At 66.5% G+C, this 22,923-nt stretch carries 21 protein-coding genes; all 21 read left to right on the top strand.

The genetic code is table 11. The features are described from left to right. The first annotated feature begins 44 nt into the window (after positions 1 to 44). A complete protein-coding gene (locus B3587_RS00235; RefSeq protein WP_292725658.1) occupies positions 45 to 818 on the top strand; it encodes a hypothetical protein in 774 nt (257 codons plus the stop codon). Next, positions 815 to 5,332: an FtsK/SpoIIIE domain-containing protein gene (locus B3587_RS00230; protein ID WP_292725656.1), complete on the top strand. Its 4,518-nt coding sequence runs from the start codon at positions 815 to 817 to the stop codon at positions 5,330 to 5,332. The genes B3587_RS00235 and B3587_RS00230 overlap by 4 nt, the downstream gene beginning before the upstream one ends. 42 nt (positions 5,333 to 5,374) lie before the next feature. Beyond that, positions 5,375 to 5,665, top strand: coding sequence for a hypothetical protein (locus B3587_RS00225; RefSeq protein WP_292725654.1), 291 nt, complete (start codon positions 5,375 to 5,377; stop codon positions 5,663 to 5,665). A gap of 10 nt (positions 5,666 to 5,675) precedes the next feature. Then, positions 5,676 to 6,884: a hypothetical protein gene (locus B3587_RS00220; protein WP_292725652.1), complete on the top strand. Its 1,209-nt coding sequence runs from the start codon at positions 5,676 to 5,678 to the stop codon at positions 6,882 to 6,884. Next, positions 6,877 to 7,140: a hypothetical protein gene (locus tag B3587_RS00215; protein ID WP_292725650.1), complete on the top strand. Its 264-nt coding sequence runs from the start codon at positions 6,877 to 6,879 to the stop codon at positions 7,138 to 7,140. Before B3587_RS00220 ends, B3587_RS00215 begins: the two co-directional genes overlap by 8 nt. Before the next feature lie 140 nt (positions 7,141 to 7,280). Beyond that, positions 7,281 to 7,700 (top strand): hypothetical protein, encoded by a 420-nt coding sequence (locus B3587_RS00210; protein ID WP_292725648.1) that lies wholly within the window; start codon positions 7,281 to 7,283, stop codon positions 7,698 to 7,700. Further along, positions 7,697 to 8,365 (top strand): hypothetical protein, encoded by a 669-nt coding sequence (locus B3587_RS00205; RefSeq protein ID WP_292725646.1) that lies wholly within the window; start codon positions 7,697 to 7,699, stop codon positions 8,363 to 8,365. Before B3587_RS00210 ends, B3587_RS00205 begins: the two co-directional genes overlap by 4 nt. A gap of 7 nt (positions 8,366 to 8,372) precedes the next feature. Continuing rightward, positions 8,373 to 9,047: a GPP34 family phosphoprotein gene (locus B3587_RS00200; protein WP_292725644.1), complete on the top strand. Its 675-nt coding sequence runs from the start codon at positions 8,373 to 8,375 to the stop codon at positions 9,045 to 9,047. Positions 9,048 to 9,163: 116 nt separating this feature from the next. Beyond that, on the top strand, positions 9,164 to 9,460 hold the full coding sequence (locus tag B3587_RS00195) for a WXG100 family type VII secretion target (protein WP_292725642.1): 297 nt from the start codon (positions 9,164 to 9,166) through the stop codon (positions 9,458 to 9,460). A 105-nt stretch (positions 9,461 to 9,565) separates the two neighbouring features. Then, on the top strand, positions 9,566 to 10,303 hold the full coding sequence (locus B3587_RS00190) for a hypothetical protein (RefSeq protein ID WP_292725640.1): 738 nt from the start codon (positions 9,566 to 9,568) through the stop codon (positions 10,301 to 10,303). A gap of 5 nt (positions 10,304 to 10,308) precedes the next feature. Then, on the top strand, positions 10,309 to 11,022 hold the full coding sequence (locus B3587_RS00185; protein WP_292725639.1) for a hypothetical protein: 714 nt from the start codon (positions 10,309 to 10,311) through the stop codon (positions 11,020 to 11,022). Beyond that, entirely contained in the window at positions 11,022 to 11,792 is a 771-nt protein-coding gene (locus B3587_RS00180; RefSeq protein WP_292725638.1) for a hypothetical protein, read from the top strand. The genes B3587_RS00185 and B3587_RS00180 overlap by 1 nt, the downstream gene beginning before the upstream one ends. A gap of 10 nt (positions 11,793 to 11,802) precedes the next feature. Next, positions 11,803 to 12,018, top strand: a complete 216-nt coding sequence (locus tag B3587_RS00175; RefSeq protein WP_292725636.1) for a DUF2997 domain-containing protein — start codon at positions 11,803 to 11,805, stop codon at positions 12,016 to 12,018. Further along, positions 12,015 to 12,512: a hypothetical protein gene (locus B3587_RS00170; protein ID WP_292725634.1), complete on the top strand. Its 498-nt coding sequence runs from the start codon at positions 12,015 to 12,017 to the stop codon at positions 12,510 to 12,512. The genes B3587_RS00175 and B3587_RS00170 overlap by 4 nt, the downstream gene beginning before the upstream one ends. Beyond that, entirely contained in the window at positions 12,509 to 13,294 is a 786-nt protein-coding gene (locus B3587_RS00165; protein WP_292725632.1) for a hypothetical protein, read from the top strand. The genes B3587_RS00170 and B3587_RS00165 overlap by 4 nt, the downstream gene beginning before the upstream one ends. Next, complete coding sequence (locus B3587_RS00160) at positions 13,287 to 14,933, top strand: AAA family ATPase (protein WP_292725630.1); 1,647 nt, start codon at positions 13,287 to 13,289, stop codon at positions 14,931 to 14,933. The genes B3587_RS00165 and B3587_RS00160 overlap by 8 nt, the downstream gene beginning before the upstream one ends. Next, positions 14,923 to 15,579, top strand: a complete 657-nt coding sequence (locus B3587_RS00155) for a 4Fe-4S single cluster domain-containing protein (protein WP_292725628.1) — start codon at positions 14,923 to 14,925, stop codon at positions 15,577 to 15,579. Before B3587_RS00160 ends, B3587_RS00155 begins: the two co-directional genes overlap by 11 nt. Before the next feature lie 804 nt (positions 15,580 to 16,383). Then, a complete protein-coding gene (locus tag B3587_RS00150; RefSeq protein ID WP_292725626.1) occupies positions 16,384 to 16,683 on the top strand; it encodes an FHA domain-containing protein in 300 nt (99 codons plus the stop codon). 100 nt (positions 16,684 to 16,783) lie between these two features. Beyond that, positions 16,784 to 18,406 (top strand): hypothetical protein, encoded by a 1,623-nt coding sequence (locus tag B3587_RS00145; RefSeq protein WP_292725624.1) that lies wholly within the window; start codon positions 16,784 to 16,786, stop codon positions 18,404 to 18,406. Positions 18,407 to 18,431: 25 nt separating this feature from the next. Beyond that, complete coding sequence (locus B3587_RS00140) at positions 18,432 to 20,084, top strand: hypothetical protein (RefSeq protein ID WP_292725622.1); 1,653 nt, start codon at positions 18,432 to 18,434, stop codon at positions 20,082 to 20,084. Between the two features lie 62 nt (positions 20,085 to 20,146). Then, on the top strand, positions 20,147 to 22,923 hold a 2,777-nt coding region (gene hrpA, locus B3587_RS00135), incomplete at its 3' end, for an ATP-dependent RNA helicase HrpA (protein WP_292725621.1).

Below are 22,923 nucleotides of genomic sequence, written 5' to 3'. Positions count from 1 at the left end.
GAGAAGCAGGATGCGGCAGGGGACGCCTCTAGGGAGACGACACGATGGATGACGACACGACAGCGTCGACGCTGACGATCGACTTCTGCGGCGAGCGCCACGCCTGCACGCCAGGGAGGACCTTCAGCGTCGGCCGCGATGCCGATCTCAGCATCGACGACAACCGCTACCTGCACAGGCGACTGCTGGAATTCGAGTGGGCGTCCGGGATGTGGTGGATGACGAACTGCGGCCAGTCGATCACCGTCGGGGTGGCAACGGCGGACGGCACCTACCAGGCAATGCTGGGCCCGGCCGGCCGCATGCCACTCGTGTCATCGCCGCTGAGCGTCGTGTTCAGCGCGGGCCCGTTCACGTACGAACTCGGGGTCATCCTTGACGGCTCCTCGGCGAATCCGGCGCCGGATGCCGCCTTGCCGGTCTCCACCGGCGCCGACACCGCACTGTCGGCAACGCTCGGCGCCACCACCTTCACCCCGAGCCAGCGGCTGCTGATCATCGCGCTATGCGAACCGATGCTTCGCGACGGGATGGCAGGCGCAAGCCGCATTCCCTCGTCCGCCGAAGCCGCAGAGCGTCTCGGGTGGCCGATCACGACCTTCAACCGCAAACTCGATAACGTCTGCGACAAACTCGACCGCGACGGCGTCCCAGGTCTGCGTGGCGGGGTCGGGAAGCTCGCCCGCAACCGCAAGTCACGCCTGGTCGAACACGCGATCATGGCACGGCTGGTGACACCGACGGACCTGGCACTGTTGGATGCCGGTCAGCCGAGGGAGATCGCCCCACAGACGGCTAGTGGCGGGAGCACACGATGAGAACGAAGTTGACACTGATCCGCCCGGACGCCACCTACACCGACCTGACCATATTCGTCGACGCGGGCGCACACGTGGCAGACGTCGCTGACGCAATCGCCTCACGAGACCCGCAGCACTCGACCCTTGGCCCGCAGACGATCACGGTCAACAGAAGCGGAACGTGGAACGCCATCGATCCCACGATGCCCTTTCAAGATGCGGGCATTGTCTCGGGATCTCACATCAGCCTGATCGACTCCGGCTCAGAACCCGCACGTCTTGCGATGGCGGCCGGGCAACCGACCGCTCGGTTCCGGGCATCAGGCGGCACAGACGACGCGCGAGTATTCACCGTCACCGGTCGAACGACCTCGATCGGTCGCGGTGAGGCAAACGGCATCGCTCTGACTGACCCATCGGTCTCAAAGTCCCACGCCGTCATCGACATCCTCGATGACGCCGTCACGATCATCGATCAGCAATCGGCAAACGGTCTTGTCATCGACGGAGGCATGCTCTCACGCGCGACCCTGCGGCCGGGTTGGAGCGTCGCGCTCGGCGACGTGACGCTCACACTCATCGACGTCGTCGGCGTGCCCGGACGCACCCCGCGCGAACCAGCGTCGATTCCGTTCAACCGGTCACCACGCGTCGAGGCACGGTTTCCGGGAACGGAGTTCCCCTCCCCGGAGCCACCCATCGAGCAGGACCGCCAGCCGTTCCCCTGGCTCATCATGATCGCGCCGCTCATCATGGGTGCCGTCTTGTTCTCGATCACGCAGTCGCCGCTATCGATTGCTTTCGTCGCGCTCTCCCCGGTCCTGATGCTCGCAAACTGGTTGACCACTCGTGGAACACGGCGCCGACGCATGCGCGACCAGATCCGCCGATTCGGTGCACAGATGGAATCTCTTCGCACCAAACTCGCCACGTCGCTCACTCTCGAGCACCAGATCCGCCTCAAAGAGGCCCCCTCGACTGACGAGGTCGTCGCCGCGGCCCTCGGCCGGACCGAACTGCTGTGGACACGCCGACCGGAGCACTGGTCGTTTCTAAACGTTCGGATCGGAACGGGGACCCTCGCCAGCCGATCACGCATCGCCGACATACCCGGTCAGGAACGCGCGCTACCCGAGTACGTGGACGAGCTCAGTTCCCTGGCCGACGAATTCGCACTCGTACCCGCAGTTCCTGTGTTCGAGAACCTGCACGACTCCGGCAGCATTGGTGTCGCGGGACCAGTCGGAGCCGCGGAGGAAGCCGCTGCCGCCCTGATCACTCAGCTCACCGGACTCCACTCCCCGGATGAGCTAGTCGTCTCGGCAATCGTCGGCCCAAGTACGGGGAACTCCTTCGAGTGGATGCGATGGCTTCCCCACACATCCTCGCCTAGCAGCCCGCTCAACGCTATCCCGCATCTGACCGACAGCGAATCGAGTACGCGTGTTCTCATCGCCGCGCTCGAAGAGCTCGTCGATGCACGTGCACCGGCATCCAAGCGGGACGCGTACGCAAGGCGCGCCATGGCTGTGTCGGACTCCGCGGTTGCGCGCGCGGCACAGATCGGCGAGGACGACTCGGCGGCGCTACCACCGTCGATACCCCTACCTGCGATCGTTGTGCTGATCGCGCACGATTGCATCGCGGACCGTGGCCGTCTCGTCCAGTTGATGGAGCGTGCGCCGGATGCGGGTGTCTACGGGATCTGGCTCGAAGCCTCGTCGGCTCAGTTACCAGCGGTGTGTCGCACGTTTCTCGAGTTCTCCACCATCGGGTCCCTCGACGCGCGAATCGGCCATGTGCGCCAGGGAGAGCAGTTCACCCCTGTCCAACCCGAGCGGATCGACCATGAACGGTGCGCGGCGTTCGCACGTTCGCTCGCGCCCGTCACGGATGCTGGCGCCTATTCAGCCGAGGCGTCCGACGTTCCGAGGTCGGTGTCCCTCGTAACCCTTCTGGACTCAGAGCTACTCACGTCCACCGCCGCAGTGATCGACCGATGGGCTCAGAACGAGTCGCTGATCGATCGCTCGGCAGCGCCCTCCGGTCGCCATCGTCCTGGCAGGCTACGCGCGATCATCGGGCAAGGCGGGACGGATGCCATGCACCTCGATCTCAGGGCCCAGGGCCCTCACGCACTCGTGGGGGGGACCACCGGATCCGGAAAGAGCGAGTTCCTGCAGACGTGGGTGCTCGCCATGGCTGCCGAGTACAGCCCCGATCGCGTGACCTTCCTCTTCGTCGATTACAAGGGCGGTTCAGCGTTCGCCGACTGCGTGTCCCTGCCGCACTCGGTCGGCCTTGTTACTGATCTCAGCCCGCATCTCGTCCGACGCGCCCTGACAAGTCTGCGCGCAGAACTGCACTATCGCGAGCATTTGTTCAACCGCAAGAAGGTCAAGGACATCCTCGAGATGGAGAGCCTTCGTGACTCCGAGACCCCGCCAGCGCTCGTCATCGTCATCGATGAGTTCGCGGCACTCGTAAGCGACGTTCCAGAGTTCGTGGACGGTGTGGTCGACATCGCCCAGCGAGGTCGTTCACTCGGCATCCATCTCATTCTCGCGACGCAACGCCCTGCCGGAGTGATCCGAGACAATCTGCGTGCGAACACGAACTTGCGCATCGCTTTGCGCATGGCCGACGAGGCAGATTCTGTCGATGTGCTCGGCACGCCAGCCGCAGCTCACTTCGACCCGAGTATTCCCGGCCGCGCGAGCGCGAAGACGGGCCCCGGACGGCTCACGCCCTTTCAGGCCGCCTACGCGGGAGGGTGGACAACCGGCGAGAAGCCCGCTCCGTCGATAGACGTGGCCGAGTTGCGCTTCGGCTCACCCGTGCTGTGGGAAGTGCCCGACACGGAAGACGCTCCACGCGTCTCCGACCCTGGCCCGACTGATCAGACGCGACTGGTACGTAGCATCGGCGAAGCGTTCATCGGCGCCCGCCTACCATCGCCCCGGCGTCCGTGGATGCCCGAGTTGGCGCAGATCTACGATCTGGCACGACTCCCCCAGCGAACGGACACAAAGCTGGTCCTCGGCGTGGCCGACCTCCCCCACCGCCAGGCTCAGGAGCCGGTCTCTTTCCTGCCGGACATCGACGGCCATCTCGCGATCTACGGCACGGGCGGCTCAGGAAAGTCCACAGCTCTACGCACGCTCGCGATCTCCGCAGGCATCACTCCAAGAGGCGGGATCGTCGATGTCTACGGTCTTGACTTCGGATCTGGCGGCCTACGCATGTTGGAACCGCTCCCCCATGTCGGCGCAGTGATCGCAGGTGACGACTCCGAGCGCGTTGTGCGCCTGTTCCGAATGCTCCAAGCGGAACTGACCCGGCGGGCAGCGCTCTTCGGCGAAGCACGCGCGTCGACGATCGACGACTATCGCGCATCCATGGGCAGCGAAGACCTCGCGCGAATCTTGCTCCTCGTCGATGGATTCCCTGCCTTCCGTGCCGAATACGAGGTGGGAGCGGGGCGCGCAGAGTGGTATGCCGCCTTCCTCCAGTTACTCTCGGATGGGCGGCCTTTCGGCATCCATATCGCACTGACTGCCGACCGTGCAGCGAGCGTGCCGTCAGCTGTGGGGGCGTCCATCTCTCGTCGGGTCGTACTCCGCCTGGCCGAGGAGACTGGATACACCCTTCTGAACGTGGAGGACGACATCCTTTCTCCGACCTCGCCGTCAGGCAGAGCGATCATCGACGGGTGGGAGACGCAGATCGCAGTGCTCGGAGGCTCTCGGAGCACGGTTGATCAGGTACGTGCGATCGCCGACCTCGGCGCGACGATCGCCGCGCGGCGACGACCCGCCGAGCAGGTGCGCGCCCTGCCGAGAAAGGTTCTGCTCTCGGAACTCCCGACAGCAGTGGAAGGAGAGCCGGTTCTCGGGATCTCGGATGAGACGCTCGAACCGGTGGGATTCGAGCCAGCTGGCGCAATGCTCATCGCCGGGGCGCCTTCGAGCGGTCGGACGAACGCGCTGCTTTCACTGGCCTCGGCACTGAGCCGAGCTCAGCCGGAGTCTGAACTGTACTTCATCGGCGGTAAAAGATCTCGGCTCGCTGGTCTGGCCCTCTGGACTCAGACAGCACTCGACATTGATGAAACGACCTCGCTTGCCAGAGAGCTCTCAGCTCGGGTCGGTGGCGAGCCTGTCCCGCACATCGCAGTCTTTGTTGAGGGGTTCTCAGACTTCCTCTCGACGCCCGCCGACGCAGCTCTCGTCGAACTCATCAAACTGATCAAGCGCTCCGACCACTTCTTCGTCGCCGAGGCAGAGACTGCGGGCTGGGGCTCCTCCTGGCCACTTCTCGGCGAAGTGAAATCCGCCCGACGCGGCATCATCCTCCAGCCCGACCCGATGGATGGCGACCAGATCATGCGCACGCCGTTCCCAAAGGTCTCTCGCGCGGAGTTCCCGCCCGGCCGCGGCTACCTCGTCCGGGGCGGACGAGTGACGCGGGTTCAGATGCCTTTGGTCGATGGGGAGGACTCCCCATCGACCAAAGGCGGAGGACGTCGCTAGCGTGAGGGACAGACACCGGGGACAGCAGCTTAGGGAGACGACGTGGCGGATCTGAGAATCGATCTCGACGGTCTGGAATCAGCGGACGTGCAACTCGGGCGAGTCGAGCGCGCCTTCGAGCACTCGGACTCGATCGCCGCCGGAGTCGCCGACCTCGTCGGGCACTCGGGGCTTGCAGGCAAGCTCAGCGAATTCTCCAACGCCTGGGACCTCCACCGCGACGACATGCTCACCGGTGTGCGGGCCGTCCGCAAGACGGTGAGGAAAGTTCACGATGAATTCGCGGCTGTGGACCGCGAGCTCGCGTCGAACTTGAACGGGGACGGCAGCTGACATGTCGTGGATGAGCCCCATCCCGGGAGATCCCGCAGGCGTGAAGGACGCGGCAGCACGTTACCTGAGCACGGCCGACAGCATCGATGAGGCTGCCAGAGAACTGCTCCGTGTCGCCAACGAGATCCGAACCATCAGCCTGGCTGTCGACCAGGTACGCAGCCAGTCGGCCGAACTGGCCGGCGTGATCGAACGCGCCGAGACTCGCTACCGCGGGACAGGCGACGCACTGCACACCTACGCGGTGGCGCTACAGGAAGCACAGCGGAAGCACGAAAGCGCGATGGCGAGCGCTCGAAGCGGCAGTTCCGATCTTGACAACGCCTCGTACTACCGCGACTACTACCGCGAGCTGGCGGAGACACCTGGTCCCGAACAGCTCGAGATGATCGAGAAGTATCGGCACTGGCGCGAAAAGGCAGAAAACGCTCAACACGACGTCGATGTCGCGCACCAGCAGGCGGCAGCCGCCTACGAGGAACGGGATTCCGCCGCGCTGGTTGCCATGAGCTCCATCGTCACGGCCATGGAGGCCTCGGGGCTCAACGACACTCTGTGGGACCATCTGGCCGCAGTCTGGGACGGAATAGTCGAATTCTGGGTGACCGTCGTAATCCCCGCGCTCGAAGCGATCGTCGCCTTCATCGACGAGTACGGCTGGATTCTCGACGTCCTGGCAACGATCTTTACGATCGCCGCAGTCTTCTTCCCGGCTCTCGCGGTCGTCGCCGCGGCTCTGCGTCTCATCTCCCTCGCGGTCAACGCACTTGCATTCGTTGCGACGCTTGCCCTCACTTTGTCCGGGCGGAAGTCGCTGGGTGATCTCATCGGCGCGAGCATCGGCCTCGCTCTTGCATTCACGGGAACCATCGGGAAGGGCGCATTCGCCAACGGCTTGCGTAACGTGACCGCGGACTTTCGTTTCGTTACCAGCCCGGCGAGCTGGTCGACACTCGCGCAGCCGCAGCTTGCCTTCCGCACAGTGTTTCAGCTGGAGGGGCTGCACGCTGCGAGCGAGCTCGCGAGCAGCGGGGCTCGGAACGTGCTTACGCACGACACGATGCAGGCGATCATCGATTCGGCAGGGCGCGAAGCGCTCGCCGATGGCCTCAAGGACGCCGCTGGCGGGATCGTCCACGACTACGTTGTAACCAAGGCGATCGAGAACGTGAGTTCGGGGTGGACGGACATGATAGTGGGGGTGTTCGAGAATGTCTGAGACCGCATCACAACATGCCGATGACGTACTCGGCCTGTTCTGGCTGTCCGAACACTACACACCCGAAGCCTGGGCAACGGCGGTCATCGCGGATGAGTTCTCAGCGCAGTACCGCGGACCAAGAGAATCCTTGGAGTCGCTCGATCGGGCCGGCTCTGTTGACGTCGACAGAATCGTCGATGTCCTCGAGCCGATCATCGCGCGTTCCGTGGCCGAAGGGCGCACACTGGCCTCGATGGCGGAGGAAGAGCTGTGAACCTGCCACGTCCTTTCGTCTTCAGCCTGCCAGGAGAGTGGATTCAACTCGCGTCGATCCGCGACGTAAATCTGCTCTCGACCGGCGACTCGCATGTATCCCCCGCGAGACAGCGCAGGCTAAAACGTGAAGTCTCAGCCATGCAGGCCTGGGCTTCCGACACGGCCGCGGCGAGCGTCTGGCTGCAGGTTGTCGACGGTGGTGCGGTCGCGATCGCCGAACTCGCGCTTCGCCCCGCCTCGGCTCCCTCCGCTGCGGCACTCGTGGAGTCCCTTGCACTGAGCCAGCCTGTCGGGTATCGGCGTCAGCTCGTCTCGACGCGGAGCATTAACGTGGCTCCAGGCGTGAGCGTCGCTTACGGTCGGGAGATCATCGCGGGTCCGACGCCGCCTCATCGGCTCGTTGCCTGTTTCAGTGCGTGGCTTTTCGATGATTCGACGCCGGGCGAAGTCTGGAACATGCGAGTGTCTACGCCCCATCTGGACCGCGAAGAACAGATCGCCGAAGCTGGCCTCGCTTCCCTGGCCAGGCTCGCGGAAACCTACCTGGGGGTATCGTGACGACCACTCATGCCGGTGAGGACGTACTCACCTTCATTCTTCCCGGGTCTTGGCTGCGAATCCCGCTCGCGGAGCCGGACGCGCGCAAGGAAGCAATCTCACGCGCTGCCTTGGTCGCCTTTGGGCGCTCCGATGAACACGCCAGCCTCCGGCAAGCGTTTCGGCAAGAACTCACCCGAGCCGCGGTGGCCTCCGCAGATGCCGGAGCCTCCGGCTGGTACATAGCCTCGCAAATCATCGAAGGCGTCCCGCTGCCGGCGACTCTCACCGTCACACTCTCGGAGCCGATCATCGCGCTCTCGCGAAACAATGAGCGCAACCTCCTGCTGCTCCAGACGACAATGAGCCATTTCGAGAAGTCCGGATGGGTTGAAGATCCCTGGCACGACGAAATCGGCGGCTCGGTTGTGGCGCGTCGCGCCAAGACCACCGCGCCTACCTCCGAAGTCAGCGATCTCACGACACTGCCGACATCGCCGACCTATACGGTGATGTATTGGTTGACGGTGCCGCACGAGTCACGGATCGCGACCCTCGCCTTCGGAACAACGCAGCCCACGCTCCGATCAAGCCTACTTGAGCTGTTCGATGCGGTCGTGTCGAGCGTACGTTTCCCCCACTCCGAAACGCAGCCGGACACGCTCCCGCTCGACGGTGAGCGATAATCAAGGGATGACGGTCGCCTTCGACACGGGCAGGGCCCTCACTCTCGGAGAACGCCTCCTGCTGTTCAGCTTCCGACCCAACGGCGGAAAGGTAGCACGGCTCAAATGGGCAGGCGTTGCTGCTGCGATCGCGGGTGGCGCTATCGTCGATCTCGCCCTCCACGGGCTTGTCTCACCCAGTGGCGGTGGCCGCCTCGTGCCGAGATCTGCCACGCAGCACAACGGCAGGCAGGAAGTGCTCAAGGTGATCCAGCGCGACTCGCTACCTCGCGCGGACCGGGATCGGCCCGAACGGTGGATGCGGGACTGCACCCTCATCGCCCGATCAGTGGGACGAGGTCTCGCGGCGCAGGGCATCGGGCGAACGACATGGGCCGGTGGCTATCTTCCGCCCTCGTCTGCCACTGACGTGGCCGGCTGGGCAGCGGTGCGCGCAGCTCTGCTCGATGACATCCCGGCGGACAGCGAGACCGCACTGATCCTGTGGATATTGACGCTTGACGGACTGAACGCGGACTCCGTCTTTTCGAGAGATCCCCTCTCGAACGACGACCCCCACTGGTGGAAACGGGCGTATCGCGTTGCCGCGCCGACCTGGGAGTCCCTCGAGACTGCCGGCGCCGTTCGCGCCGCGTTGTCCGGCATCGCCCAGTACACGCGCTGGAGCCCAAGCCGCGCGTAAGCTCCGTGGGGAGTTCTCCCCATTGGAAGTTCCTCAGCCTCTGGATACTCTCGACTCACAACCCACGGGTGAGCATCATTCCGGGGGCGGAGTGATCGAAAGAATCGGAGACAGCAGTGGCCAACCTCAATGTCACATATGACGAAATGCGTCAGGCCGCGGGGCGCCTGCGCCAGGGCAAGGATGACATTCACAACACCCTCGGCGAGCTGAAGGCTCTCGTGGACAACCTCGTGAGCAGCGGGTACTCGACCGATCTGTCGAGCCCGGCGTTCCGCGACACCTACGACAGCTTCACCACCGGCACCAAGCAGGCGGTTGACGCTCTCGACGGACTCGCGCAGTACCTCGAAGTCGCTGCGCAGACGCTGGAGGAGACGGACTCTTCACTGGCCAACGCGATCAACAGCTGACAGCACCGCCCGACGACGTCTGACGGCGGGGTGGGGGCACTTCGCACCCCACCCCGCCGTCAGACCGTCCACTCGGGCAACAACCCGCAGTAGGTTCACGACACAATGACAATCGCCGATTCCGTCCCGACGCAGCAGCGGATCGTACGATTCTCGCGCGTGCTGTGGGCGATCGGCATCCTCGCCATCACCGCCATCGTCACATCGACCACCTTCACGTACATGCTCGGCGACGCTATGCGCGTGAACACCTATGCATGGATGCAGACGGAACCGCGTGTGGCAGCAGAAACCGACGCGTCAATGTACGCAGGGAGCGGCGCGATGCTCGTCCCCCTGCCGGAGAGTCTGGTCTCCCGCAGTCCCCTCGTCGTCACTGCGGACGAAGAGGTCGACTATCTGCGCTTCTACGTCACCGGGCCATCGCCCGCGGCAGAACCCGGGGCGGCGCATGCCACCGGCTTTGTGGACGCCTACCGACGAACCACCGTGCTGATGATGGCTCCCGACTCGCTGCTGTGGACCGCGGGCCAGGGGAACTGGACATTGACCTTCGACCAGCTTGATCCGATACGCGTCGACGGTTCGTACAGCGGCAGCGGTTCGCAGTTCCTCATGTATGAGGGACCCGCCGCGAGCGCGACGGCGACCTCGGACGGCGACGGGACCTTCAATATCGAGGTCTTCAGCGACGAGGGCTACGAGTGGGTCGTGAACGACAGCGACTCCGTGCAGACCCGGTTCTCGTGGGATCCGAACCCTCGCATCGTCATGTCGGTACGCACCGAGCACTCGTCGACTCCGTGGACGATCGACTTCGACACACCAGCGGTCTCCAAGTAGGTCTCGTGACAGCTGTCCCTCCCGGTATCCGCACCTACTCCGCACTCCTCTGGGTCGTCGGCGCGATCGTCATCGGGGCCATTGCGACGACCACCGTCGTTTCCGCGCTCTCCGGTCCGCCGCGATGGCTCACTGACTTCCCCTGGGAGCGGGAAAACCCCACCATCGCCACACAGAACGGGTCGACCTGGTCCGCGCCGGGGAACGCGATGATCGTCCTCCCCGACGAGCTCACCACCGGCAGCGCCATCGAGGTGCGCCGCACCTCCGGGCAGGGTGAGCTCCTCTTTCTCGGGCAAAGCCCCTCCGCCGAGGCGGCACGCGACGAGCTCCCGCAGAGTCTCGGCATCCTGGATGCTGTGAACGCCGACACCGCGACGTTCGCATCTCCCGGTACCGTGCTGTGGGTGCGCACCGACGGCCCGTGGACCCTCGTCATCGAGCCGCTGCAGGCCGAGACGGTCGACAGCGCCGTCTCGGGCACGGGAACCCGCTACCTGCGCTACGACGGACCATCGAACACGGCCGGGTTCCGCCACGAGGGCGATGGCACGATCACGGTCGAAGTACTCACCGCCGCCGAGCGTGAAGCGCCCGTCATCTCACTCGGCGTGATCGACCAGCAGCTGACCTGGTCCTCGTCACCGGAGGTCGTCTTCCATATCATCGCCGAACCCGGAGCCGTCTGGAGTCTCTCCGTCGATGAGGGGACCCCCTGATGACCATATTTGCCGCTGCCGCTGCCGGCCCCGCGGCAGCGCGCATCCGTGGCTACAGCATGGCCCTCTGGGCGGTCGGCGTCCTTGCCATCGGCGCCATCATCGGCCTCACCGCTTTCTCGGTCGCGGTCGTTCCCGGCGGCGACTCGGTCTACGCGTGGGAGTCGGACAACCCGCTTGCGGCCACCACGACGGACGGGGGAACGACTTGGAGCGCCGAGGACTCCGCGTATATCGAGGTTCCGGCATCCCTCGGCGACGCTCCCCTCGTCATCACGCTGACGGCGGGCGGTCCGTATGCGACGGTGGGCCTCAGCGGACCGGGGGCGACGACGGCCGACGGCTACCCGCCGCTGGTCGCGGTGCTGACCATCGACAAGGACGGCGTTCCCGTGGCGAGCACGCCTGGCAGCCGGCTGTGGGTGACATCCGAGCTCTCCTCCGGCGCTGAGGGTCCCTGGACGGTCACGCTCACCCCGCTCCCGGTCACCGACCTCGACGACGGAGAAACAGCAGGCTCCGGCAACGTTGACCTGCGCTACAGCGGCTCCGCCACGACCGCGACGCTCACGCAGACCGGGACCGGACTACTGGCCGTCGAGGTCATCACCCCGACCACGGAGCCCGAGGTACTCACCGCGGTCGATACATCCACACTCACGGTGGCGTGGTCACCGGGTGAGAGCGTGGTCCTGCGCATACGATCGGAGAGCACCACGGCATCCTGGACCGTCGCGGTCGGCTCCGCTGCCGCCGGTGCCGGGGAGTAGGGGGAAGAGCATGGATGCCGCACGCATCGTTGTGACCGTCCGCGTCGACGGGACGATCGAGGCCGAGACGCACGGGGTGACCGGCGCCGCGTGCCTCGACTACATCGCCCGACTCGAAGACCTCATTGACGCGAACACGGTCGCGTCGCGCTTCACCGAGGACTACCACGCGACCTCGAGCAGAGGCTCCATTCGCACCGCGACGACCGACGAGGTGAGCGCGTGAGCGTCTCACTGCTGCTCGTGCCCGCGGTGATCGCCGCTGTCGCAGGCTCGACCGCGGCCGGCGCTGCCGGCGCGATCGGCACCCTCGCCTCGGGCTCTGCCGCCCAAAGCGACCGCTCTCTGATCGTCGCCACGCGCATGCGCGATCTGGGCCTGCTGAGCCAGGCCGTGGTCGACATCCACGGCACTGTCGCCGTCGCCGACGACGAGCACCTGTCGGCGATCGTCAGTGACCTGCGACTGGACATGACGCGCGGGGCGGACGGCATCTGGGCCGCGCACATCGACGCGGCCCGTACGGTCGATGTCGACGAAGCGAATGCCCTCATGCTCGCCCTGGACCGCGCCTATCTCGCGCGCGTGCAGCAGGCCGTTGCCGAACGCATCCGGCAGAACGCGGATGCCGCCGGGTTCCACGTGATCTCGGACACGGTCGAGGCGGACGCCAGCGTGCGCCTCGTTCTGCAGGTGACCACCTCAGTAGGGGGATCATGAGCGCCGGCTGGCGGCCCGCGGCGACCCGCATCAGCGCCGCCCCCTCGATCGGATGGCTGCTGCTCATGAGCCTCTGGCTGCTGCCGATCCTCGCCGGATTCGGGCGGCTCACCTGGCTCGGGTTCGCCGTGATCGGCGCCCTCACCGTACGCACGTCTTGGATCATCACCTCAGGCATCTATGCGCTGGCCGCTGCCGCGATCCCCTTCCTGCCATGGAGCGAGGCCGTCACGTGGGGCTACCCCGCCCTGTGGATCGTCGGCATCATCCACGCGCTCATTGTCAGCCCCTCATGGCTGAACGAGGCCTGGAGACGCAGGCAGAACGGGCTCCCCTGGTTCCGCCCCGCCCCGAGGACATCTCGTCCCTCGCCACCTATGTCGACGCAACCGCCTGGTCCCCGCGCGGTGGATGTCGGTGCGGACGTCTTCGGCGTCAGCACCGCCGACTACCTGGCGCCCACGCCCGCCCCCGCAATCGGGCCGGCAGCCGCCGCCACGGAGCCGCACTCGGGGCCGGCACCGGCGGTGAACGCGCAGCTCGATCCGCAGACCGCCACGGTCGACCAGCTCGCCGCACTGCCCTTCATGGGGCAACCCCGCGCGGAGTACGTCGTCGCGCATCGCGCCGCGCACCCCGTGCGCACGCTCGATGAGCTGATCGCGCTCCTCGCCCTGCAGCCGCACGAGGCGGCCGCGATGCGCGGTTCGCTCACCTTCGCGTCGAAGCCCAGCGCGACCCGACAGCCGCCCGCTGCCGGGGGAAGGATCCTGGATGTCTGAACACCGCGCATTCCGCGACGAGCTCGCCCTGCTGCTGAAGGCCCGCTTCCCGCTGCTGTACATCGAGTCCTTCGAAGAGGGTCGGGTGCTCGCGGAGATCCGCGCGGTGGCCGCAGACCCGGAACGCATCCGCACGCCGCGACCGGTGTGGGTGTGGTCGGCGACCTCGGGCCTGGTCGGGCCGGACGGCTCCGCGGTCGCCGCATCCACTGATCCGGGTCGCGCCCTCGATCATGTGGCCGGCCACGATGACCCCGCAGTGTTCGTCTTCTGCGACCTGCACGCCTCGCTCGGCGCCGGTCAGCGTCCCGCAGACCCGGCCGTGGTGCGGCGCCTGCGCGAGACTGCTGCGCTGTTCCAGACCGGTTCCCTCGCCCGGACGCTGGTCATCGTCGCCCCGGAGCTGTGCATCCCCACCGACCTGAGCAAGGACGTGACGATCGTCGATTTCGCGCTGCCCACTTCCGAGGAGATCCGCGACACGCTCGAGGCGATGATCGCAGCGAACACCCAGAGCGGCCGCATCCGTGTTGACCTCGACGAGCAGGGTCGCGAGCGCCTCGTGAGTGCGGCCCGCGGGCTGACGCTCCAAGAGGCCGAGAACGCGTTCGCCCGCGCCATCGTGCAGGACGGGAGCCTCAGCGCCGACGACGTGCGGATCGTCACCGATGAGAAACGCCAGACCATCCGCAAGTCCGGGGTTCTCGAGTATGTTTCGGCAGACCTCGACCTGGACGATGTCGGCGGCCTGCAGAACCTGAAGCGCTGGCTCACGAAGCGCAACAACTCCTGGCTGGCCGAGGCGTCGGCATGGGGCCTGCCGGCCCCGAGGGGGGTGCTCATCACCGGTGTACCCGGCTGTGGCAAGTCGCTGACCGCGAAAGCCATCGCTGCCGCCTGGCAGCTTCCCCTGCTGCGGTTGGACGTGGGGCGCGTCTTCTCGGGTTTGGTGGGCTCCAGCGAGCAGAACATGCGCACCGCCCTACGCGCGGCAGAGGCGATCGCGCCTTGCGTGCTCTGGATCGATGAGATCGAGAAAGGGTTCTCCGGCGCGGGAGGCGGCAACGACTCCGGAACCTCGAGCCGCGTGTTCGGCTCATTCCTCAGTTGGATGCAGGACAAAACCGCGCCCGTCTTCGTCATCGCGACAGCCAACAACATCGATGCACTCCCACCGGAGTTCTTGCGTAAGGGTCGCTTCGACGAGATCTTCTTCGTCGATCTTCCCACCGACCCCGAGCGCCGCCAGATCTGGCAGGTACACCTCGCAAAGGCCCTGAGCCGGCCCGCCGTAGCGGGGGCCATCACCCTCGACGAGCCCACCCTCGCTTCCCTCGCTGATGCGAGTGAGGGATATTCGGGAGCCGAGATCGAGCAGGCCGTCGTCGCTGCGCTCTTCGACGCCTATGGCGAGCAGCGACCCCTCATCGTGCCCGATCTGATCCGTGCGGTCGCGACCATGGTCCCCCTCAGCATCACGATGGCACCCCAGATTGCGGGCATCCGTTCGTGGGCGAGTGTTCGCGCCGTCGCCGCGACAGCGTCTGAAGACAGGGCAGGCTACGCACCGTCCAGTTCGGATGCCGAGGCAGACACCGCAGCCGGAGAAGCCCGTGGGGGTCGACTCGTTGACTTCTGACGTCGTGCGGGTGGCGCGCATCGTGCCGCGCACGATCGCGGAGGGCCCCGGCGAGCGCTTCGCGATCTGGGTGCAGGGTTGCTCGATCCGGTGCCCAGGATGCTTCAATCCCCAGTTCTGGGGAGCGCGCGGGGGAACCGAACAGACCGTGCACGATCTGCTGGACGCGGTACCCGTGGATGTCGAGGGCGTGACGCTGCTCGGTGGAGAGCCGTTCGAGCAGCCAGGCGCCCTGGGCGTCTTCGCCGAGCAGGTTCGCGCCCGCGGCCAGAGCGTCATGACCTTCAGCGGCTATACCGTGGCCCAGTTGCAGTCCCGCGCCCAGACCGACGCGGGTGTGGCGCGCCTGCTTGCAGCGACAGACCTCCTCGTGGACGGCCCCTTCGACCGGAACCAGATCGACCGAGAACGACCGTGGGTGGGTTCGCGCAACCAAGGATTTCACGCGTTGTCGTCTCGCTACGACGCTCTGGTGAACCGCTGGCACGAGTCTCCGGATCTGCTCGAGGTTCGCGTCCTGCCCAGCGGCCAGGTCGAGATCAACGGGTGGGCTGAGACCCGCGACATCGAGGATCTGCTTGACGGACTGCGACTGAACGGCCGGATTGGCACGCCGACCGGCAGGACCGCTAGTGTCCTGTCCTAAGAGCGGAGTGCCGCTGCACCGCTCTTCATCACCCGGGGGGACAAGATGACCGGCGCTCCACCTGCGGTACTTGTCGCGTTCGACACGGCTAGTACGCCCGACCGAATATCGGGAGCCGCGCACATCAGCGCCAGTCGCGTCACGAGCCGGCGCTGGGCGCTCCTTCCGAGCCCGTCCACGCCAGATCACACCCGGTTCGCCGTGTCGCTCAACGGAAACACAATCGGTGAACTCGGCGTCCGGTGCCGAATTGCCGGCGCACGGTGGTCGGCGCTGGTGGAGGTGTCCGGCGACATGTCCGACCCCGAGGTCAGCTCGGGAGTAGGCGCATTCGCGACGGCATTCGCTGACGTCGTGCGTGCCACCGATCCATCCCTGCGTCAGATCGCCGGAACACCCAGCAGTAGCCATCCTCTACCCCCACCCCCGCCACCCCCACCTCCGCCGGCGGCGCCTCCTGCGACCGCTGCGTCTGCACAGCGACTGCCCCCGTTCCCGCCGCCGCCTCCTCCACCGCCGCCTCCCCAACCGAATGTCGCGCAGGCCTTCGCAGCGATACCGGCGCCACCTCCACCGCCGCCACCGCCGCCCGCCGCGCCACTCCCACAGCATCAGGTAGCTCCGGCGTTCGCTCCGCCGCCAGCGGCGATACCGGCGCCGCGACCAGAGGCGTGGGCGCCCGCAGCCCCTCCTCCCACGTCTCGTGAGTCCATCGAAGCCGAAGCCGAAGCCGAAGCAACGGTGCTCACACCACGCTCGCGCGCTGCTCGCGCTCCGTCCTGGACGCTGACGCTTTCCGATGGCATGACATTCGCCGTCACCGGCGCAACGGTCATCGGACGACGCCCCACGCCCCCGGCTCTGCACGCAGATGCGGCCACGCTCGCGCTCCCAGACCCGCAGAGGATGCTGTCCAAGACACACGCACTCATCGAGGTCGAAGCGGATGCGATCTGGGTCACCGACCTCGACTCCACGAACGGCACCGACATCATTTCCGGCGACGGCACCGCGCGCACCATCGCGCCACATGAGCGATGCCGTGTGCTGTCCGGCCAGACTGTGTCGTTCGGGGAGCTGCCTGTTCGGGTCGACAGGCCGTGAAGCCGTGCGCCCTGGATGACGGGGAGAAGTCCCCATCGCGTACCGCGAGACCTGGCTGGAATGATCACCCTGACACATCCCTACGAGGATCGGAGCCCCGGTGACCGACGTTTATCGCGAGATCCAGGACCCTGCCACGGCGCCGGAGCGGCTTGCAGAGATCGTCGCTACTCACCCAGAGCTGGCGCCCTGGGTACTCCAACACCCAAACTGCTATGACGCACTGCGGGAGTGGATCGCCGCCTATGCGACACCCCCAGCCGGCCCGGCCACAGGAGCTGGCGACGTCTTCTCTACGACGGCGTCCAGCGACCCGTTCGCGCGAGCCGTCGAGCCTGCCCTTTCGTCGCACCCCGCAACACCGTTCGGGCCTGCGCCCGGCACGCAACCGACGCGGCCTCGCGGACCCTTCTTCCGCCGCCGCGGCATTCTTATCGGAGGATCCATCGGGATCGCTGCAATCATGCTCGTCGGCATCGGTGGGGCTTGGTGGGCGATCTCGGGACTGACCCGGGGCGCGTCGAGCCCTGAAGGAGCTGTTGCCCGCCTGCTCTCGGGCGTCGAAAACGTCGACCCGGTCACGGTCGCCACATCCCTCGCGCCGAGCGAGTTCGGCGGGTTTGTCGAACCACTCCAGCGTCTGGCCTCCGCGGTCCCCGGCGAGGATGGCGGAGCCGACATGGCACAGTTGCTGGCTGATGTGCGTGCGTCTGCGGAGCTGAGCTCCACAGCGATGGCGTACGAGACTGAGCAGCTCGCGGACGGGGTCGTGCGCGTCTCGTGGACGGACGGTGAGATGCGCCTGTCCGGTGATGAGAGGGAGCTCGCGCGATCGTTGACAGCCCTCTACGAGCCTCTGCTCCGAGCGCAACAGGCCGCGATCTACGGCTACTCCGACGCCGAGATTGACGAAGCGATCGACGCCATGGTCGATGGCTGGTCATCGAACGTCGACCTCGATCAGAGCTGGGATGCGCGCGACGCTGCGGATTGGTACGGAGCGGGGCCGATCTCACTCGTCGCCGTCGATGAGGGCAACGGCTGGTACATCAGCCCACTGCTCAGCTTCTACGATCTGCAGTGGCGGCAGTCCGAGGAACAGGGCTACGTCGATTCCCGCGATCTGGGGGACGCGATCATCGAGGCCGAGGTGTTCGAGACTCCTGAGGTTGCGGCCGAGGAACTTACCGCCGCTCTGGAATCTGGACGCATCGAACGGGTCGCGGCGACCTTGCCCCTCGCTGAGCGGCGCGTTCTGTCCCTGTATGGCGACGTCTTCAACCTTGAGTACGTCGTCAACGAATACTCCCCGAGCATCGAGACAGCTGATTTCTCGGCGGCAACGAACGGTGACCGCGCCCGATTGAGCATCGAAGAGCTCCTCGTCGACTTCACGGAGTGGTCCAACGGATACGAACTCCACGATCGGTATGACATCAGCGAGGTCTGCGCCGAGTGGAGCGATGAATACCTCGATTCCAGCTATTCGTCCTGGTGGGACGAGTACACATACTGGACCGACCAGCGCACGGGGAGCGCCTGCCTCGATGACCCCGCGTGGACCGACAGACTCGGCGCGGGCGACGTCGATCTCATCGCCGTGCGCGAGGGCGGGGGGTGGCTCGTCAGCCCTATCGCGACGATCGCCGACGCAGCCTCCATCGCGGTCGATAGCTTCATTCCGTACTACGAGTCCGGCGCTCTCGACGAACTCTTCCGCTGACGCATCCTGGAAAGACGCGCCCCAGATGACCTACCCCGCACCCGAGCAGCCCTCCTCTGCCGCCGCGTATCAGGGGCAGTACGTCCCCTATCCCACCGCACCCCTCACACGAGGACCATCGCCTCTTTCATCGATCCCGGTCTCGGACTGGGTGCGCGATGCAGCAGCCGTCGCCCTCTTGCTCGTCTCCCTCGCGCTGCCCTGGTCTCTCTCGTTCTCAACCGACGGGCTCCTGGGTGACTCGTTCACCTCGACAGCCGCGACGAGGGTCGATGTGCTGCTGATCACGATCCTTTCGGTCCTGTCGGTCGCCGTCACCGTCCTCGCGCGAGCCGGTGCACTCGGGACGGGGCTCACCCCGGGCCGAACCGCCGCCCTCCGTGCTGCACTGAATGCGCCGTACGCCATCCTCGTGGTCGTCTATATGTTCCTTGACGCCGTTGGCGCCGGAGAGGTTGCCGAGTATCTCGGCGTCGGTTCCGGACTCGGCGCGGCTGTCATCGTCGGCTTGGCCGGGGCACTCTTCGCCGCGACACCGCGGCTGCACGAGATCCGCGATCCGCTCAGCGGCGGGCGCCTCGCGCGCGGCGGCGTCGTAGGCACCTTCACCGTCCTGGCTGTCATGGCACTCACGATGCTCGTAGGGTTCATCCTGCTCCTGCTCGCGATGCCGTGGCAGGCGATTTCGGGCTGGGACGCCGCTGCCGCGATCGTCGTCCTCATCCTCCAGGATGTCGCGCTCGCGCTTCCCGCAGTCCTCGTCCTTCGACGCTCCCCGACGGCACCTCGAATCGCGGGGTCGGTCGGAATCGCGGTTGTCGCCGGGATCATCATTTCGGCGCTGACGGGCTTCGAGCTCGGCGGTACCCTCAGCTCGCTGCACGGCGGCGGGTACATCCTCGTGTGGTTCGGCGCCTACGCTGCGTTGCTGACGAGCCCCGCACTGCTCGCGTCGATGACTGCGCTTCCACCCCTGAACACCTGGTTCCTCACGGCGAGACAGGCGCTCGTCACGCTGACAACCGTCTCGACGATTCTGGCTGTGTTCGCGGTAATCGCGCTCGTGACCGATCCGTCGAGCGCCATCGGCTTTTCCGTGGGCATCCTGCTCTCTCAGGTGCTTGCCGCAGGCGTCGCGCTTGTCGCACGGATTCAACTTGTCGGTGCGCCTCAGACGTCGCGCGCGATCGTCCTGTCTCTCATGGCAGGAGCTGCTGTCGGAGAGATCGTCGCGCTCATTCTGAGCGCGACCTCCCCCCGCTACAGTGGCCTCGCCCTCGAGCCGGTGCTTTATCTCGCTCTGCTGGGACTGCCCGCGGTGGTCACCTACGCCCTGGTGGCGCCGCGCGAGGTTCGAGAGTATTTGGGTACGTTTGCCCCGCCTGCCGCACCGACGGCGTACCAGTACGACGCAGACCAGTACCGGGCCGCTGCGCCGACTGCTCTTGCTCCGCCAGCGACAGATGCGGCGGCTCCCGCCAGCTCCGCGGATTACTACGCTGCGCGCGCCGCCGACCCGCTGACACCTGCAGAAGAGCTCTACCAGTACACGTCGGACCCATCACTCTGGCCGTCGCTGGCCGCCAACCCTGCTCTCTACCCAGAGCTCGTGACCTGGCTTGCCAGCACCGGCGATCCCCACGTCCTTGCCGTCCTGCGGTCCCGCGGCGCGATCTAGGATTCTCGCGCCGCTGCCGCGGCCGGCGTAACCGACGACCGTAGCGGTTACGATCGAAGGCTATGCCCGCGCCAGAACCCGTCATCCTCTACCCGCCGGAGCTGCCCGTCAGCGCCGCCCGGGATGAGATCGCGCGCGCCATCGAAGACCATCAAGTCGTGATCGTCGCGGGGGCGACAGGCTCGGGCAAGACGACCCAGCTTCCGAAGATCTGCTTGGAGCTCGGTCGCGGTCGTATCGCCCATACGCAACCTCGGCGGATCGCCGCGCGTTCGATCGCCGAACGGATCGCGAGCGAACTGCAGGTACCCCTCGGCGGCGCGGTGGGCTATCGCGTACGGTTCACGGATGCCGTGAGCGAGGACACGCGCATCACCCTGATGACCGACGGCATCCTGCTCAACGAAATCCACCGTGACCGGCTGCTGCGCCGCTATGACACGATCATCATCGACGAGGCTCACGAGCGGTCACTGAACATCGACTTCCTGCTCGGGTACCTCCGCCGGATTCTGCCGAAGCGTCCCGACCTGAAGGTCGTCGTGACCTCGGCGACGATCGATCCCGAGAGCTTCGCGCGGCACTTCTCACCGAGGCCGGAAGATCCCGAAGCAGCCGCCCCGATTGTGGAGGTCTCGGGGCGCACCTACCCGGTCGAGATTCGCTACCGCCCCCACGACGAGAACGCCGACGACGACATCGACGGCCTGGTCGCCGCGCTGCGCGAACTGGATCGCGAGGAGCGGGGCGATGTTCTCGTGTTCCTTCCCGGCGAATCCGAGATCCGCGACGCGATGGATGCCGTCCGCGGCATGTACGCGAACGATGCCGCTCCCACCGAGGTGCTCCCGCTGTACGGTCGCCTCAGTGCCGCCGAGCAGCACCGGGTCTTCGAACCGTCGACCCGCGCCGGCGTGCGCCGCCGCGTCATCCTTGCCACGAACGTCGCCGAAACGAGCTTGACCGTGCCCGGCATCCGGTACGTGATCGACACCGGGACCGCGCGCATCTCGCGCTACTCCGCCCGGTCGAAGATCCAGCGACTCCCGATCGAGGCGATCTCGCAGGCGTCCGCGCAGCAGCGTTCGGGCCGTGCGGGGCGCACGGCGCCGGGTATCGCCATCCGGCTCTACGCCGAGGAGGATTTCGCCGGGCGCCCCGAGTTCACCGAACCCGAGGTCCTCCGCACCAATCTGGCCGCCGTGCTGCTGCAGATGATGGCCCTCGGAATGGGGGATGTCGCAGCCTTCCCGTTCCTCACTCCCCCGGATTCACGCGGCGTGAAGGCTGCGATGGACCTCCTCGTCGAACTCCGCGCGGTCTCGGGAGGCAGACTCACGAAGGTCGGCCGGGAGCTTGCCCGGCTCCCGATCGATCCGCGGTTGGCGCGGATGCTCGTCGAAGCGCGCGAGCGGGATGTGCTGCCGAGTGTCCTGGCGATCGTGGCCGGCCTGTCTATTCAGGATGTCCGCGAGCGTCCCGAGGAGCAGCGCGAGCAGGCCGATCGCCTGCATGCGCGGTTCACCGACCCGACGAGCGACTTCCTCTCGCTGCTGGGTCTGTGGAACTACCTACAAGAGATGCAGGTAGAGCTCGGCTCGAGCGCGTTTCGGCGGATGTGCCGGGCCGAGTTCCTCAACTACGTGCGCGTGCGCGAATGGGTCGATGTGCACCGACAACTCGCGGACCTCATGGGTGCACGGCGCGCGAAGACGAGGGTCGACGCCGACCCCGATGCCGTCCATCGCGCGATCTTGTCGGGGCTGCTCTCGCAGATCGGCATCCGCGATGACCGCACGACGACGTCCGCAGCCAAGGGTGCAGCTTCCGGGAAGCCACGGCGCCCCACCGCCGAATACCGGGGAGCCCGCGGCGCGCGCTTCGCAATCTTCCCGGGCTCGGGGCTTCGCAAGAAGAGCCCGGATGCCGTCATGGCGGCAGAACTCGTCGAAACCTCGCGCCTGTTCGCCCGAACGGTCGCAGCGGTCGACCCAGCCTGGGCCGAGGAGCTCGCCGGCGAGCTCGCCCACCGTCAGCTGGGCGAGCCGCACTGGTCTCGATCGGCGGGTGCGGCATCCGCGTACGAGAAGGTGACCCTGTTCGGGGTAGAGATCATCCCGAAGCGCCGCGTGCAGTTGGCCCGCTTCGATCGGCCGCTCGCACGCGAGCTCTTCATCCGCCACGCGCTCGTGCAGGGCGAATGGGATGCCGCGAACCTCGACAAGCGCCTCACTGCCTTCGACCGGCGTAACGCGGACATGCGGCGGCGCCTGGAGAAGCTCGAGGAGCGGGAGCGTCGCCGCGACATCCTGGCCGGTGATGAGGCGGTGTTCGCGTTCTACGACGCGCGGATCCCGCGCGAGGTCTTCGACGTCCGCTCGTTCGAGTCCTGGTGGCGTGAGACCTCGAACCGCACACCGCGCCTGCTCGACATGGGCGAGTCCGACCTCGCCGAGCGCGCGGCTGCGGCGCGCAGCGACGAGTACCCCTCCCGGTGGACACAGGGCGATCAGGTACTTTCGCTCAGCTACCGCTTCGAGCCGGGTGCACCCGACGATGGAGTCAATGCTGTGGTACCGGTGGCGCTGCTCGCGGGGCTGCGCGATACCGGATTCGACTGGCAGGTACCGGGACTGCGCGACGAGCTGATCGCCGCCCTCATCCGGGCACTGCCCAAGACCATCCGGCGTCACGTCGTGCCCGCTGCCGACTGGGCGGCTCGGTTCTCGGCAGATCTTGCCGGCGAAGGCCCGGAGGATCACGGCGGACTCCCGCCGACCACCCTTCGGGCAGCCCTCGCAGCACGCATCCAGCGCGTGGCCCACCAACCCGTCACGGC

This window comes from Microbacterium sp. UBA837 (genome assembly GCF_002296025.1).
Taxonomy (GTDB): Bacteria; Actinomycetota; Actinomycetes; order Actinomycetales; family Microbacteriaceae; genus Microbacterium.
This window is presented reverse-complemented; position numbering and strand designations above follow the sequence as displayed.

What these genes read in the sequence shown, in the direction of transcription:
- B3587_RS00215 (WP_292725650.1), top strand. Translation starts at nt 6,877, where the DNA reads ATGTCTGAGACCGCATCACAACATGCCGATGACGTACTCGGCCTGTTC.
- B3587_RS00230 (WP_292725656.1), top strand. Translation starts at nt 815, where the DNA reads ATGAGAACGAAGTTGACACTGATCCGCCCGGACGCCACCTACACCGAC.
- B3587_RS00235 (WP_292725658.1), top strand. Translation starts at nt 45, where the DNA reads ATGGATGACGACACGACAGCGTCGACGCTGACGATCGACTTCTGCGGC.
- B3587_RS00165 (WP_292725632.1), top strand. Translation starts at nt 12,509, where the DNA reads ATGAGCGCCGGCTGGCGGCCCGCGGCGACCCGCATCAGCGCCGCCCCC.
- B3587_RS00180 (WP_292725638.1), top strand. Translation starts at nt 11,022, where the DNA reads ATGACCATATTTGCCGCTGCCGCTGCCGGCCCCGCGGCAGCGCGCATC.
- B3587_RS00175 (WP_292725636.1), top strand. Translation starts at nt 11,803, where the DNA reads ATGGATGCCGCACGCATCGTTGTGACCGTCCGCGTCGACGGGACGATC.
- B3587_RS00210 (WP_292725648.1), top strand. Translation starts at nt 7,281, where the DNA reads ATGCAGGCCTGGGCTTCCGACACGGCCGCGGCGAGCGTCTGGCTGCAG.
- B3587_RS00140 (WP_292725622.1), top strand. Translation starts at nt 18,432, where the DNA reads ATGACCTACCCCGCACCCGAGCAGCCCTCCTCTGCCGCCGCGTATCAG.
- B3587_RS00220 (WP_292725652.1), top strand. Translation starts at nt 5,676, where the DNA reads ATGAGCCCCATCCCGGGAGATCCCGCAGGCGTGAAGGACGCGGCAGCA.
- B3587_RS00150 (WP_292725626.1), top strand. Translation starts at nt 16,384, where the DNA reads ATGACATTCGCCGTCACCGGCGCAACGGTCATCGGACGACGCCCCACG.
- B3587_RS00160 (WP_292725630.1), top strand. Translation starts at nt 13,287, where the DNA reads ATGTCTGAACACCGCGCATTCCGCGACGAGCTCGCCCTGCTGCTGAAG.
- B3587_RS00190 (WP_292725640.1), top strand. Translation starts at nt 9,566, where the DNA reads ATGACAATCGCCGATTCCGTCCCGACGCAGCAGCGGATCGTACGATTC.
- B3587_RS00200 (WP_292725644.1), top strand. Translation starts at nt 8,373, where the DNA reads ATGACGGTCGCCTTCGACACGGGCAGGGCCCTCACTCTCGGAGAACGC.